This window comes from Salinivibrio sp. EAGSL, assembly GCF_013366455.1.
Lineage (GTDB): Bacteria > Pseudomonadota > Gammaproteobacteria > Enterobacterales > Vibrionaceae > Salinivibrio > Salinivibrio costicola.
Window position 1 is genome coordinate 1 of sequence record NZ_JABWMG010000023.1, and the last position, 15,000, is coordinate 15,000.

Consider the following 15,000-nt stretch of genomic DNA (forward strand, 5'->3'; position numbering starts at 1 on the left):
CTCGTGACCTCGACCTTGGCAAGGTCGCGCTCTACCAGCTGAGCTAATGTCGCTTATTCAATCAAGCGCTTAAAAGCGCTTAGAAAATTGGTTGCGGGAGGCGGATTTGAACCACCGACCTTCGGGTTATGAGCCCGACGAGCTACCAAACTGCTCCATCCCGCGTCCGTTTTGTACTAGCCAGAGTTCTATGGAGGCGCGTCCCGGAGTCGAACCGAGGTCCACGGATTTGCAATCCGCTGCATAGCCACTCTGCCAACGCGCCTTCGCGCTTCACCTCTCGGCTAAGTGGTTTGAATTCTACATAAGTTTTTCTGGCTGTCACGTACAAATTATCGTTTTTAGGTTTAACCGTCGATTATTTATCCAAACATCGCATTAACACCCTTTTATTGATCACAATTCGTCCGAAACATGAAGATAAACACGATGAAAGTACCGCAATAAAAAAGTCGCCGATCCGCAGATCGGCACGCGCGCCTTAAAAAGGAGATCAAACAGCAGATAACAGGCGCTCACGTTCATCTTCTTCAATCAGTTTCCAATGCCGGCCTTGTTGCGCCCCTGCCAATTTCCAAAGCAAACATAAATCAAGATCGTTACCATGCGTCACTTGCAAACGACGAAAAATCTCTTCCGGCGCCATGCTGTAAAATGTGGAAATATCTTCTACCCCCGACTTTTTCAACATCCGCTCTATCGTCAAACGCAGGTTAGGGAGATCGCGCAAACGACGGTGATGTCCCCCAGCTTTATATGCTCTATCATTCAGCGCATGATCGCGCGACGCCTTAACCAACACCGCCAGTTCAACATCGTCCTCAATAAAGAGTGCGGTCACATCATAATAATTCACAACCGCAGACGAGCTTTTCTTCACGTGAACAAACTTTTTGCACCCTTTATCAACCAACGCATCAGTTACTATGCCGCCACCACGCAGATAAAATCGCTTATCGGTGAGTAGCGCAAACATCGCATCCTGATGGAAAAACCCAGTACCACCAAACATTGAGCGCTGCTCCATCTCGCCGAAAGTGTTTAAAAAACATGTCACTTGGGTTTTTAATTGCTTTTTCATCAAGGGCTCCTCCTATTAGCAAGTGATTAATAATGGCAATAGCATTTTTGACTGATAAATTAATTATTTTGCATGTTTATTTGCGCAAAGAAGAGTGCATCAAATTGATATGAAATACTATGCATTTGATCACTCATCCCCATAAAGACCACTTTCATATTGTGGAATATGTCGCATTTATGACAGGTATTTTCATCAGCTTAAAAAAGTCTTCAATTAAGAAAGCTTTATCCATTGCACTACAGTGCGCTAAATTAGAAGTAAGCCAGTCATGAGTAGGGAGCCGGTATGTCGATACACCCTTTGCTGATTGAAACCAATCATTTATTACCAGGTGGCGTAAACACGTATATTGTGTCTGAGGCTTTCTACTTAGACGCACTCCCACAAGCAGGCGAGCCACCGCGATTACTTGTGGCCATGATAGATATGGACGAAATCAGCCCCCAGGCTCCGTCGACTCCGCGTCCTTCCACGATTTCCCCGATTGTGACACTTTGCCAAGTGGCTGATTTTAATCGCCATGATCCCCAGCAGATCGCACTGACATTACAGGGCATTGAAAGTGTCAAGGTGGAGGCTATCGAACGAGGAGAAAGGGATATTGACTTGGCACGGCATACTCCGTTGCCGATATGGCGACGTCAAACCGTTCCTGAGCCCTATCACTATCTGAGTGACAAGCTAAAACAATACTACCGTTCCAATCCTGGGTTGCATGACCATTTTCAGCTGACCCAATATGACGACATAGGTTGGGTCTGTTTACGCTGGTTAGAGCTGCTTCCCATTGAAGTTAAGCAAAAACAATTGTTACTTTCACAGCCTAACGCTTTATTCGTTGCCGAATTTATTGATAAACTATTGCGTTATCCGCTTACCGACCCTGAATAGGCGCGAGTTTGCTGTTTAAACCATCACCAAAGACGCCATCAGGCGCACTGATTCGATCAAAGGCGGTTCTATTTTGCTTTTGGCCGCATTACCATGCCGTCTGGTGACAAACACTATCGGGACTTATGGATCATCTGTCATTTTTCTGGGTCTCACCGGATCGCGATAAATATTTGCGCTCCCTCGAGACCGAATTTTATAAACGCGCTGTCGAAACCGTTCGCGTTAACCGCCTCTCTCTTCCCCCTTTACCGGACGCCATTCTGTCCATACAGCACGCCAGCAAGCAGCCTGAAACCACGATGCGAGATATTGCTAACTTGTTGATGGAAGATCCTAGCTTGTGCGGCGCGGTACTCAAAGCGGCAAATTCCGCCCTTTTTGCGCCTAGGGCAACTGGACAATGCAAAGATGTTCAAACCGCCGTTTCACGTCTAGGGGTCGACCGTGTTTTAGGTATTATTACCGCAGCGGCCATTCACCAATTGAAAAGCGATGCGACGTTTTCTCGCGACTGCAACGCGCTTTTGAAGCAAAGTGCACAGAAGTCGCGTGAATTTGCCGCGGCAATGGCGTTAGTGACCCAAACTATCAGACATTATTGTGATGAGCCGCTATCGGTCGAACCAGAAAAAGCACTGATTGTCGGTTTACTGGCCGACATCGGTTTATACAGTGTGATTGGTGAATTCCAGCGCTTTATTCATGAAGGTCACTACCTTCAATTTGATATTGCCGAGCAAGTCTTTTTTGCGCTCGCCGGCGATTGTAGCCGGTTAGTCCTGAAGCAATGGGCATTCGATCGCGATTTTATTGAAGTGGCTATCAATAACAAGCTTTACACCAAACCGCGTCCTGATATCACCTATCTTGATGTGGCAAGAATGGCGAACCACTTATTGATGTTTCGCAACCACGATGACGCGATTGAAGAGCATGAAGTAGAAATGACCGCGCCAGGCGCCGAGGCGTTATACGAACTCTCCAATCTGGATGATCGCGAGTTTTCACGTCAACTCAACCGTGTTATCGACGCCACGAGCATCTAGTAGGATGCAAACGTTTGATGCAAACGTCTCATACTAAACCCGCTGCATACTCCCTCCGCTAGCAAGTAACTAGAGTGGCTCTGATGTTGAAGGCGCAAGTCACTCTGGTCTGATTTTATTGACCTGCCTATTAACTGATTGATAACCTCGAAGTCCCTTTCTTAACACCGAGCATCATCTAATGTTTTCAGGGATGTTATTTATCTTCGCGCCACTTATCGTTGGCTACTTGATCCCACTCAAGCAGCCCCGCCATATTCATACCGTGAATACGCTGACGATGCGATTGGTCATGGTTATCCTGGTGTTAATGGGGCTTAGCCTCGCGGGCTTAGACAACCTTGGCCAACATATCTCCACCATTTTGCATTTTGCCGCCACTTTCTTCATTTGTATTGGCGCCGCTAACCTTTTAGCGCTGCCAATTCTCGATAAATGGATGCCGACACAAACGCAAGGTCACCAATATAAGCTGACGTTACGTGGCATGATGTCTGAATCTGGAAAACTGATCGGCGCGGTCGCCACAGGTTTAATCGTTGGTCTACTGTGGCAACAAGATCTCTCTTGGGTCGACGCCGCCAGTGAAGGTATTTTGTTATTGTTGCTATTACTGATTGGCATCCAGCTACGCAATAGCGGCATGACGCTAAAACAAATCATCCTCAATAAGCGTGGTTTGATGATTGCCGCACTGGTGGTGGCAACGTCTTTACCTGGGGGGTTACTGGCAGCTTGGTGGTTGGGTATTCCTTATCACCATGGTTTAGCGATGGCCTCTGGGTTTGGCTGGTATTCTTTAGCCGGCATTTTAATGGGCGATGGCTTAGGCCCTGTCTATGGTGGCGCCTCGTTTATTCTCGAGTTGGGACGCGAGCTTGTAGCGATTATGATGATTCCAATATTGATTCGTCGCTATCCACTTACCGCCATTGGCTACGGCGGCGCAACCGCGATGGACTTTACTCTGCCAATCATTCAAAGCACCGGGGGTATCCGCTGTGTGCCGACTGCCATTGTCAGCGGGTTTATTCTCAGCCTCCTGGTTCCCGTCCTTATGCTCTTTTTTCTTTCTTTAGGCGGTTAATCACCCAGCCAGTTGGATCAAAAAAGGGGTAGCACCCGGCTACCCCTTTTGCAAAATGGATAATGGTAGCGCTTATTGCGCGCGCATCCAGTTGTCCATTTCAGTTCGTAGGTTGTCTGACTTAGTACCAAAGATAGCTTGTACACCACCTGATACTTTTACAACACCCGCTGCGCCAAGCTGCTTCAACTTCGCTTCGTCAACAATGTCAGTATCCGCCACAGAGACGCGCAGACGTGTGATACATGCGTCTAAAGCAGTAATGTTGTCTTTACCACCGAAAGCTGCGACCAAGTCACCCGCTAGTTCAGAGCCTGTCGCTGTCGATACATCCGCCACGGCTTCGTCTTCACGACCTGGGGTTTTCAGGTCAAGGGCGCGAATCACCACGCGGAAGACAATGTAATACAGCACACCATAACCAAGACCAAGTAGTACCAGAGTAGTCACGTTTTCAGCACGTGGCATCTGTACGATAAAGTCAATGAAACCGTTCGAGAAGGTATGACCGTGAACCACACCCAGTGCGTTCGTCAGCACATAAGCAGCACCCGCCATGATGGCGTGAATACCGTAAAGTACCGGTGCGATGAACAGGAACGAGAACTCAATGGGTTCAGTGATACCGGTCAGGAACGACGTCAGAGCGGCCGATGCCATAATACCCATGATTTTGGCACGGTTCTCTGGCTTCGCTGAGTGAGCGATAGCAAACGCGGCGGCGGGTAGACCGAACATTTTGAACAAGTAACCACCGGCTAGCTGACCAAAGCCGTTACCTGCTTCACGCGTTACATCGTTAGCGGTCAAGAAACACGTCATGATACCGTTGACTTGCTCACCGGCGTTGTTAACACAGCTACCTGCTTCATAGAAGAAAGGCACGTTCCAGATGTGGTGCAGACCAAATGGGATCAATGCACGCTCTACCACACCGTAGATACCAAAGGCGGTAACAGGGTTTTGCTCTGCGGCCCAGTGAGAGAAGGTAGCGATCGCACCACCGATTGGCGGCCAGATCACAGACAGGATCACACCCAGAGCAATCGAAATAAAGCCGGTGATAATAGGCACAGAGCGTTTGCCGGCAAAGAAGCCGAGATAGTCTGGCAGCTGAATCGTGTAGAAGCGATTAAACGTCCACGCTGCAACACCACCCGCGAGAATACCACCAAGCACACCTGTCTTGATCGTATCTACACCCATAACGGGTGCCATCACATCTAGCGTAGCCACCATAATGCCGTAACCGACAATCGCAGATAGGCCCGATACACCGTCGTTATTGGTGAAGCCAAGTGCCACACCTACCGCGAACAGCAAGGCCATTTGACCAAACACCGAGCCACCCGCTTGTTCCATCATGTGAGAAATGATGTCTGGCATCCAGCTAAAGTTGGCCGCACCAACACCTAATAGTATACCTGCAACCGGTAGCACAGATACTGGAAGCATCAGCGCCTTACCGACTTTTTGCAGATTAGCAAAGAGGTTTTTTGACATAGTTCTTGCTCCTAACAAGGACGTTTAACAATTGTGTCTCTAAAGACAGACCTTTCGATTCCCCCCGCAAGAGGTCACACGATACAACAGGTGCCCAGAGAACAAACGATTTGTGATTATTGAACTCACCCAAACTATAAGGGGGGAATCAGTACCTTGCCTATCCGTAACGACTTTACTGATTAAAAAGTAAATATAGATCACAAACCGAACGGGTGACAAAAACAACAAAAATAAACGTAAGATAATGATTAAAAATAACTTTTTACACTGACGACGGATAAAAAGACCGCATAAAAAAACAGCGACTTAAAAACCTCAAAAGTTATTTCATGTAACGAAAAATCTCATGCACACGATAAACGTTACAATGGCCATTTTTTCTCTATTTTCCATGTAGTTATGATTAAATTGCGCCAGATCAAATTTCGAGCCGCATTCAGTGTAAAGCAACAACCTGAGGAAAAAACAACCGATTATTGACGACAGTATAGCCAGATCATCATCAAAACGACGCGCTTTATAGCGATAAAAAGCCGCGCTTTTTGTCGTTATCATTCATGGGTACATTCAGGTAGGAAAAAAGCCCGATTGAACAATCGGGCGACGTGGATTATTGCGGATTCGCACTCGAAAAAAGCGCAAAAAAGTTCCGGCTAGTGATATCACACACCGTTTCAACAGACTCACCTTTTAACATCGCCACGTATTCGGCGACCTCTTTCACGTAAGCCGGTTGGTTTTGCTTGCCACGATGCGGCACCGGAGCCAAATAAGGCGAATCCGTTTCGACCAGCAATCGTTCAAGCGGCAAACGCCGCACCACATCCTTTAGCTCCGTCGCTTTATTAAAAGTAACGATGCCAGAAATCGAAATGTAGAAGCCTAGCTCAATCGCCGCTTCTGCCATTTCATAGCTCTCTGTAAAGCAGTGTAGCACACCGCCTACACGCTCAGCGCCTTCCTCGCGCAAAATCGTCAAGGTATCCTCTCGCGCGGCACGGGTATGAATAATCAGGGGCTTATTTAGCTCGACGGCGAGACGGACATGCTGACGGAAAATCGCTTGTTGCTGCTCGGCCAGTTCCGGTTGGTAGTGATAATCCAACCCAGTTTCCCCGATCGCGACCACGCGCTCATCCGCGGCCAGGGCTTTCAGTTGCTGATAGTCAAACCCATTTTCTATATCTAAGGGGTGAACACCACACGAGGCAAAAACATGAGGATAAGGGCGGATCATGTCTAGCATCGCCGGGAAACTATCCAATGTAACGCCAACAGAGAGAAAATAATCGACACCCCTTGCCTGTGCTTTATCCAGAACATCTTCCACATTCTGGTGCAGCGAATCATAGTCCAGTTTGTCGAGATGGCAGTGAGAGTCTATTAACACGTTATTCTCCAATCGATAATAGCCATTGGCTAAGTACCAATTCGGTATTTAGCCCAGTATGCGTTTGCAGCTGACGCTGCAGTTGATGTAATTGTCGCAATTGCGTATGGACGTGCTGAGTCGCCATCACATTCGCCACCTCAGCCACCAAGGCGTGATGATGGCGATGCAAAATAGCGTGTTTTGCGCCTTGTCGCCATTTGAGCACATCAAGTAGAAAGTGGCTCAGCCAGTCCAGTGAGGCGGGATAGTGTGCGACCAACACCTCTGACGTGTCAAATAAGCCAGTACGGCTTTTTACGTAGGTCGCGAAGCCATTGATCACCGCATGATGATGTTCGAGTCCTCCAGATTCAACAAAATCACGTGCTGCCAATGGCGCACCGCGGTAAAGCGTGACCGCATGATCAGGAACCGTGCGCTTCAACGCTTGCTCAATCCAATGCTTCGCGGTTTCGTTATCCGGCTGTGGCGCTTTCCAGACGCTGCATCGACTGATAATCGTCGCTAACAAGCTATCAAGTGACGCGGTTAGCAACACGAAGTAACATCCTTCTGGCGGCTCCTCTAATGATTTTAATAGTGCGTTAGCCGCGGCCTCACCGAGGTTTTCAACGCGCTCAATCACGATAAAACGGGCACCGCCTAGCTGTGACGTTTCCATCGCTTGACGTTGCACCTTACGCACCGCATCAATACCTATCTGCTTACCAGGTTTTTCAGGCATCAACCAGTGCATATCAGGGTGATTACCGGCATCAAATAACTGGCAACTATGACAACACCCACATGCTTGGTCGGCCTGCTGCTTGCACAAACGCACCTTGGCCAAATGACTGGCCATTGCGCGCCGACCGCTTCCCGGAGGGGCAGCCAGTAATACGGCATGCGGAAAGCGTGCGGTCACTAACAGTTGCTGCCAGTGCGTCCATACCGTATTAAACCAAGGAAACACGTGCGGGGCGGGATGGTGCGCGACGACTGACTCACTCATAACGTTTTAAGTTGCTTAAGCCACGTCGATAACGCCGTTTTAATGCTGGCGGTCACCACCTCAAGCGGTTGACTGGCATCGATAATCACCACACTCGGATCCTGGTGCGCTAACGCCAAATAACGCGCGCGAGTGCGCTCAAAAAAGTCGATCTGCATTTGCTCAATCCGATCGAGCTCACCGCGTCCACGGGCACGCGCCAACCCCATTTCAGGATCAATATCCATATATAGCGTCAAGGCGGGAGCAAAGTCACCGAGGACAGTCGCTTTTAAGCTTTCCATTAGTGCAGTATCCATCCCGCGTCCACCGCCTTGATACGCTTGAGAAGACATATCATGACGATCACCAATCACCCACTGCCCTTTTGCTAACGCTGGTTTGATCACGTTTTCAACCAGTTGAACACGAGCCGCGTATAACATTAATAACTCGGCTTTATCTGTTAAAGGCTCCTCAGGATGCCCTTGTTTTACCAAGGTTCGTAACTGCTCCGCAAGTGGCGTCCCACCTGGCTCACGCGTAGTGACCACATCATGAATGCCGGCATCGTGGAGTACCTGCTTTACTTGACTAATGGCGGTACTCTTACCCGCCCCTTCAAGGCCTTCTACGACGATAAAATGATTGTTCATTGATTTCTCAACACTTTTAGGTAATCACGCACGGCTCGATTGTGTTCGGCCAATGTCGTGGAAAATTGATGGCCCCCTTTGCCTGTCGCGACAAAGTAGTAATAGTCAGTATGTGCCGGTTGCGCAGCAGCCATGATCGACGCTTTACCTGGCATCGCAATGGGCGTGGGCGGCAATCCATTAATCACATAGGTATTATAGGGTGTCGGCGTACGCAAATCGCGCTTACGGATATTGCCATCATATTGCTCTCCCATGCCGTAAATGACCGTGGGGTCCGTTTGCAAGCGCATGCCTTTGCGCAACCGGTTAACAAATACAGAGGCCACGTTTTCACGCTCACTGGCAACGGCTGTCTCTTTTTCGATGATAGAGGCTAAGATCAACAACTCATAGGGCGTTTTAATAGGCAAGTCGTCGGCACGGTGTTGCCATGCTTTCTCGAGTGTGGCCTCCATGGCGCGCACGGCACGCTGTAACAGGTCAATATCCGTATCATTCACGTCGTACGTATAGGTTTCAGGCAGTAACAGTCCTTCTAACTGATCACGTGATACCCCGAGCTGTTCGGCAATGACCGCTTCACTGACACCCTCTAATGTATGATCTAAGTGCGGTGCTGATTGCAGCTGCGCACGCCACTGTGCGAACGTGCTCCCTTCGACAAAAGTGATTGATGCCTGATACTGCTGTCCCGATCGGAGGGTGGTGAACGCTTGCGCGAGCGTTTGCCCAGGTTGAAATTGAAATGTCCCCGCTTGAACGCGGGTTAACTCAGGATACAGATGAGGAGCAAACTTGGCCCAGAGACTTGATGCCACCCAACCTTTGGCTTCAAATTGCCTTATAACGCGTTGATAGTGCGCACCAGCCGGCACAGTGAATAATTGAGGAGATTGAATCGATAAGGGCGTCGCAACGAATGCTTTCGTCTGCCATATTACCACTGCGGCGGCCAGCACAACCAACGCCATTATCGCGCTGATCCCCCCTAAAAGTCGCTTTTTTAGCACGCGTTTAACCTCTGTTGTAACACCCGAGTCAGGGTATGTGTGTTAAATGGTGTGTCGTTGATTGCCGTGACCGGCACCACTTTCATTAAGGTGTTGCAGATAAAGACTTCATCGGCCTGGTAAAGCGCCGTCTCATCGGTGCTCACCGTATGGCATTGAACATCCCCGACGCCCTCTAGCACAGCCATCACTTTATCGCGCATCAAACCAGCCACACCGGCATACTGTAACGCCGGCGTATAAACCACTGGGCCACTGCGCCAAAAAATATTGGCAGCTGAGGTTTCCACTACATGGCCAAACATATCGCTTACCACCAGGTCATCGGCTGTGGTGTCGGCGAGTGCCTGTTTGAGTAACACTTGCTCGAGCCGATTTAAGTGCTTTAACCCCGCCAACGGTGAGGCGCCCAATTGAATGGACGTGGTTGCCAGCGAGATCCCCTGTTGCTGCCATTGGTGGTAATGGGAGGGAAAAGGATGCAGACTAACGATAACCGTCGGTGCCGTGCACCCTTGGGGGCTATAGCCACGCCCACCTTGACCACGGGTGATGATCACTTTCAGAACCTGCTCACCTTGAGCCTGTTGACAGGCCAAATCAAGGGTGTGCGCTAATAGGGGCCAGTCAACGTCTGCAATGGCTAAACGCTGACAGGTATCCTGGAGGCGAAGAAGATGTGCATCGCGATCGAGCAACACCTTGGAATACACATGACCTGTGGTAAAACAACCATCGCCAAATTGTAAGCCCCGATCGGACACCGCTATCTCAGTGCTAAACTGTCCATTAACCCAGTGCATGATTCCTTGCCACCTCACCAATAAAAACGGCCCGACAAATCGGACCGTTATTATATCAAAATCTCTCAATCAAAATCTCTCATCACGTAGCGCTCACTGCGCGTGTCATTAGATTTTTTTGAAGATCAAAGAGCCGTTGGTGCCACCAAAGCCGAATGAGTTACACAGCGCATAATCCATTTTACATCACGCGCATGATGTGGCACATAATCGAGATCGCACCCTTCATCAGCATTATCAAGGTTAATCGTCGGCGGTACAATTTGGTCAATCAATGACATCGCGGTAATGATCGACTCCACCGAGCCTGCCGCGCCAAGAAGGTGTCCTGTCATTGATTTGGTCGAAGACACCAAAACGCTATCCGCGGCTGCCCCCATCGCACGGCGCACGGCCTTACTCTCGGCGACATCACCCGCCGGGGTTGAGGTGCCATGGGCATTGATGTAGCCAATTTGCTCAGGCGTGATGCCTGCATCACGAATGGCAGCTTCCATCGCAAGTGCAGCGCCAGAGCCGTCTTCACTGGGTGATGTCATATGATACGCATCACCACTCATACCAAAGCCGACGAGCTCACAATAAATCGTCGCCCCGCGAGCTTTAGCGTGTTCATATTCTTCAAGCACCATCACACCGGCACCGTCGCCAAGGACAAAACCATCACGATCTTTATCCCAAGGACGCGAGGCCGCTTGAGGATCATCGTTGCGGGTCGACAGTGCTTTCGCTGCAGCAAAACCACCGATACCCAGCTCTGTCGAGGCTTTTTCGGCGCCGCCTGCCACCATGGCATCGGCATCACCAAACGCAATCATACGCGCCGCATGGCCAATATTGTGTAGGCCGGTGGTACACGCGGTTGAAATCGAGATATTTGGACCGCGCATGCCATAGTTAATCGACACGTGACCGGCAATCATATTGACGATGGTTGATGGCACAAAGAAAGGGCTAATTTTACGTGGACCCTTCTCCACAAATGCACGGTGGTTCTGTTCAATTAAACCAAGGCCACCAATGCCCGATCCGATCGCAACACCAATACGGTGCGCATTGTGGTCGTCAACTTGCAGTCCGGAGTCTTGAATGGCTTGAACACTGGCCGCGATGCCGTATTGAATGAACAAGTCCATTTTTCGTGCATCTTTTTTCGACATGTAGTCTTCACAGTTGAAGTCTTTAACCATGCCGGCAAATTGAGTAGCAAAGGCGCTGGCATCAAAATGCTCAATGGCGGAGATACCGCTTTGCCCGGCTAGCAGAGCTTTCCATGAGGACTCAACTGAGTTACCGACGGGTGATAACATACCCATGCCAGTCACAACAACACGACGCTTAGACACGATGATATTCTCCGGAGAATATTAATTTGGATTGTAGAGTAGAGTAAAAAAAAACACAGGCGGTCAAGGAGACCGCCTGGTAGGATTCTGAGATTACGCTGAAGCGCCGACTACGTAGTCGATAGCGGCTTGTACAGTCGTGATCTTTTCTGCTTCTTCATCTGGAATCTCTGTATCGAATTCCTCTTCAAGAGCCATTACCAGCTCAACGGTATCCAGAGAGTCCGCGCCCAAGTCGTCTACAAATGAAGCTTCGTTTTTCACTTCTGCTTCGTCGACACCTAGTTGCTCAATGATGATTTTCTTTACGCGTTCTTCGATGTTGCTCATATTAATACTAGTCCTTACAAGATTCGCAGATGCGATATGTGCTGTAGTTTATTCATTAATGTGGAAGTTGCAAGACCTCCACGGCTGGTCAAACCACGATTTGGGGACAAATCAATCGGAGTTTGACGTGTGTCATTCCAGATTGCAACGGTCTCGATCAAATCATGTACATGCCGCCGTTAACGTGCAAGGTTTCGCCTGTCATGTATGCGGCATCGTCTGATGCTAAAAAAGCGACCGTCGCAGCAATCTCTTTAGGATCGCCTAAACGTCCCGCGGGCACTTGTGCCAAGGTTGCTGCACGCTGATCGTCACTGAGGGCCTTCGTCATATCGGTTTCGATAAACCCAGGCGCAACGGTGTTAACGGTAATGCCACGCGCAGCCACTTCACGTGCCATGGATTTGGTAAAACCAATGACACCTGCTTTTGCCGCAGCATAGTTGGCTTGTCCCGCATTCCCCATCACACCGACGACAGAGCCGATATTGATGATTCGGCCGCAGCGTTTTTTCATCATCGCACGCAAGACTGCCTTTGATAAACGGAAAATCGACGTCAAGTTGGTATCGATGATATCTTGCCACTCGTCGTCTTTCATACGCATCAATAGGTTATCACGAGTGATACCCGCGTTGTTAACCAGAATATCAACATCACCAAATTCTTTTTTGATCGTGGCTAAAACGTCCGCCACTGAATCCGATGATGTGACATTCAGGGCCAACCCTTTACCGTTTTCACCGAGGTAGTCGCTGATCGCTGCGGCACCGTTTTCACTGGTTGCCGTCCCGATCACTGTTGCACCGCGCTCAGCCAAAAGCTCTGCCGTTGCTCGGCCAATACCTCGGCTCGCACCTGTCACCAGTGCTACTTTTCCATCTAGTTTCATTCGGTTACCCTTTAATTGATTCTGCCGACATCGGCCGGCAGTCACAGAATACTATGACCGCACAGTCACACTTAGGCTGTTGCTGCCGCCAAGCTGGCGCTATCGTTAACAGCCGCACTGCTCAATGATTTGTTGATGCGTTTGGTCAATCCCGTTAGGACTTTACCTGGCCCAAACTCGAGCAGCTGCTCGACGTCTTCAGTCGCCATACGCTCAACGGTTTCCGTCCAGCGCACTGGACTATGCAACTGGCGCACCAGTGCTTCTTTAATGGCGGCTGGGTCCGTTGGTGTCGCCACGTCGGCATTATTGATCACAGGAATGACAGGCACATTAAACGTGACAGATTCAAGTGCTTGCGCTAACTTTTCAGCAGCAGGTTTCATCAATGCACAGTGTGACGGCACGGATACCGGCAATGGTAGCGCCCGCTTAGCGCCCGCTTCTTTGCACAGTGTATTGGCGCGTTCAACAGCGTCTTTATTCCCAGCAATCACGACTTGACCGGGCGAGTTGAAGTTAACCGGCGAAACAACCTGATCTTGAGCGGCTTGTTCGCACGCCGTTGCGATAGCGTCATTGTCGAGACCAATAATCGCTGACATCGCACCGACGCCTGCAGGGACGGCTTCTTGCATCAATTGGCCACGTAACTCGACAAGCTTGATGGCTTCTTTAAAGTCCAATACCCCTGCACAGACCAAAGCTGAGTACTCACCCAAGCTATGACCCGCGAGTACCGAAGGCGTTACACCACCTTGCGATTGCCAGACCCGCCAAATCGACACTGACGCCGCCAACAAAGCAGGCTGAGTGCGATGGGTTTCATTCAAATCTGCCTCAGGACCTTGTTGAACCAACGCCCACAGATCATAGCCAAGCACCTCAGAGGCCTCTGCAAACGTCTGCTGAACCACACCATATTGTTCAGCTAACTCACCGAGCATACCCACGGCTTGCGAGCCTTGGCCCGGAAATACGATCGCTGTTTGAGTCATATTCGTTTCCTATTAGTTTAGAACCTGACCAGTGCAGAACCCCATGCAAAACCGCCACCAAATGCTTCGAGCAATACCGTTTGACCACGTTGAATGCGTCCATCACGCACCGCTTCATCAAACGCAGTCGGTACAGAAGCCGCTGATGTGTTGCCATGACGGTCTAGGGTCAACACCACTTGATCCATCGACATCGCGAGTTTTTTCGCGGTCGCTTTAATAATTCGGTAGTTCGCCTGATGAGGAACTAACCAATCAATGTCTGATTTTTCGATTTGGTTCGCCTGAAGGGTTTCCGTGACAATATTCGCCAGCTGCGTTACCGCCACTTTGAACACTTCATTGCCGGCCATATAGAGCCAGGCTTCATCCGATACATGGGATTGGCCCGATCGGGATACTTCAGTTTCAAAAGCTCACCAAATTTTCCATCCGCTTTTAAATGGGTGGACAAAATACCATCTTGCTCATCGGCCGAAAGCACGACGGCTCCCGCACCATCGCCAAACAAAATAACGGTAGACCGATCCGCGGGATCGCAGGTGTGCGAGAGGCGATCGGCACCAATCACGAGGGCATGTTTTGCCAGCCCATTTTTAACGTACTGATCGGCCACACTCAACGCATACACAAAACCAGAGCATGCAGCGGCAATATCAAACGCTGGACAACCTTGTATCCCCAACATCGCTTGCACATCACAGGCCGCGGCTGGAAACGCACGTTCACCACTGGTCGTGGCAACAATAATGAGATCGATATCATGTTTGTCGATGGCGGCCATTTCAATCGCCTGTACGCCGGCTTGATAAGCCATTGAGGCAACGGTGTCTGTCGGTGCAGCAATGCGACGTTCTTTGATCCCCGTACGAGTCACAATCCACTCGTCGCTGGTGTCTACCATCTGTTCAAGGTCAGCATTGGTGCGAACCTGTTCAGGCAAATAGCTGCCTGTGCCCAAAATCTTACTATACATGAAGAC

13 protein-coding genes, 2 tRNA genes and 2 pseudogenes are annotated in these 15,000 nt (G+C 49.7%); 3 read left to right on the forward strand and 14 right to left on the reverse strand.

All coding sequences use genetic code 11. The features are described from left to right. Positions 1 to 88: 88 nt before the first annotated feature. From HLG76_RS13015 to HLG76_RS13025, 3 genes are all read right to left on the reverse strand, one after another. Positions 89 to 165: transfer RNA gene (locus tag HLG76_RS13015), tRNA-Met, on the reverse strand. Positions 166 to 191: 26 nt separating this feature from the next. After that, a tRNA-Cys gene (locus HLG76_RS13020) sits at positions 192 to 265 on the reverse strand. Between the two features lie 228 nt (positions 266 to 493). Further along, positions 494 to 1,081, reverse strand: coding sequence for a TfoX/Sxy family DNA transformation protein (locus HLG76_RS13025; RefSeq protein WP_077461225.1), 588 nt, complete (start codon positions 1,079 to 1,081; stop codon positions 494 to 496). Positions 1,082 to 1,369: 288 nt separating this feature from the next. On the opposite strand from HLG76_RS13025, the gene HLG76_RS13030 reads away from it, so the two are divergent. The 3 genes from HLG76_RS13030 (at position 1,370) to HLG76_RS13040 (ending at position 4,111) form a co-directional block, all read left to right on the forward strand. Beyond that, a complete protein-coding gene (locus HLG76_RS13030) occupies positions 1,370 to 1,975 on the forward strand; it encodes an LON peptidase substrate-binding domain-containing protein (protein ID WP_077461224.1) in 606 nt (201 codons plus the stop codon). A gap of 125 nt (positions 1,976 to 2,100) precedes the next feature. Further along, the gene (locus HLG76_RS13035; protein ID WP_077461223.1) at positions 2,101 to 3,024 is read left to right on the forward strand and encodes an HDOD domain-containing protein; all 924 of its coding nucleotides are present in this window, start codon (positions 2,101 to 2,103) and stop codon (positions 3,022 to 3,024) included. Between the two features lie 181 nt (positions 3,025 to 3,205). Beyond that, on the forward strand, positions 3,206 to 4,111 hold the full coding sequence (locus HLG76_RS13040) for a lysine exporter LysO family protein (RefSeq protein ID WP_175993805.1): 906 nt from the start codon (positions 3,206 to 3,208) through the stop codon (positions 4,109 to 4,111). A 72-nt stretch (positions 4,112 to 4,183) separates the two neighbouring features. Here HLG76_RS13040 and ptsG read toward each other — a convergent pair whose 3' ends face one another. The 11 genes and pseudogenes from ptsG to HLG76_RS13095 all read right to left on the reverse strand — a co-directional run bounded on the left by ptsG (position 4,184) and on the right by HLG76_RS13095 (position 14,994). Next, on the reverse strand, positions 4,184 to 5,614 hold the full coding sequence (gene ptsG / locus HLG76_RS13045) for a PTS glucose transporter subunit IIBC (RefSeq protein ID WP_077461222.1): 1,431 nt from the start codon (positions 5,612 to 5,614) through the stop codon (positions 4,184 to 4,186). A 613-nt stretch (positions 5,615 to 6,227) separates the two neighbouring features. Further along, the gene (locus HLG76_RS13050; RefSeq protein ID WP_021023145.1) at positions 6,228 to 7,007 is read right to left on the reverse strand and encodes a TatD family hydrolase; all 780 of its coding nucleotides are present in this window, start codon (positions 7,005 to 7,007) and stop codon (positions 6,228 to 6,230) included. Position 7,008: 1 nt separating this feature from the next. After that, on the reverse strand, positions 7,009 to 8,001 hold the full coding sequence (holB, locus tag HLG76_RS13055) for a DNA polymerase III subunit delta' (RefSeq protein WP_077461220.1): 993 nt from the start codon (positions 7,999 to 8,001) through the stop codon (positions 7,009 to 7,011). Beyond that, positions 7,998 to 8,636 carry a dTMP kinase gene (tmk, locus tag HLG76_RS13060; protein ID WP_077679228.1) on the reverse strand — a complete coding sequence of 213 codons (639 nt, stop codon included), beginning with the start codon at positions 8,634 to 8,636 and terminating at the stop codon, positions 7,998 to 8,000. Before tmk ends, holB begins: the two co-directional genes overlap by 4 nt. Then, a complete protein-coding gene (gene mltG, locus HLG76_RS13065) occupies positions 8,633 to 9,649 on the reverse strand; it encodes an endolytic transglycosylase MltG (RefSeq protein WP_021023148.1) in 1,017 nt (338 codons plus the stop codon). The genes tmk and mltG overlap by 4 nt, the downstream gene beginning before the upstream one ends. After that, entirely contained in the window at positions 9,643 to 10,452 is an 810-nt protein-coding gene (gene pabC, locus HLG76_RS13070; RefSeq protein WP_175993806.1) for an aminodeoxychorismate lyase, read from the reverse strand. Before pabC ends, mltG begins: the two co-directional genes overlap by 7 nt. A 108-nt stretch (positions 10,453 to 10,560) precedes the next feature. Beyond that, positions 10,561 to 11,798: pseudogene (gene fabF, locus HLG76_RS13075) on the reverse strand (beta-ketoacyl-ACP synthase II). Between the two features lie 93 nt (positions 11,799 to 11,891). Continuing rightward, positions 11,892 to 12,128 (reverse strand): acyl carrier protein, encoded by a 237-nt coding sequence (gene acpP / locus HLG76_RS13080; protein ID WP_025673161.1) that lies wholly within the window; start codon positions 12,126 to 12,128, stop codon positions 11,892 to 11,894. 157 nt (positions 12,129 to 12,285) lie between these two features. Next, a complete protein-coding gene (gene fabG, locus HLG76_RS13085) occupies positions 12,286 to 13,020 on the reverse strand; it encodes a 3-oxoacyl-ACP reductase FabG (protein ID WP_021023151.1) in 735 nt (244 codons plus the stop codon). Positions 13,021 to 13,091: 71 nt separating this feature from the next. Beyond that, positions 13,092 to 14,018 (reverse strand): ACP S-malonyltransferase, encoded by a 927-nt coding sequence (gene fabD, locus HLG76_RS13090; RefSeq protein WP_175993807.1) that lies wholly within the window; start codon positions 14,016 to 14,018, stop codon positions 13,092 to 13,094. 17 nt (positions 14,019 to 14,035) lie between these two features. Continuing rightward, positions 14,036 to 14,994, reverse strand: a pseudogene (locus tag HLG76_RS13095) (beta-ketoacyl-ACP synthase III). Between the last annotated feature and the right edge of the window lie 6 nt (positions 14,995 to 15,000).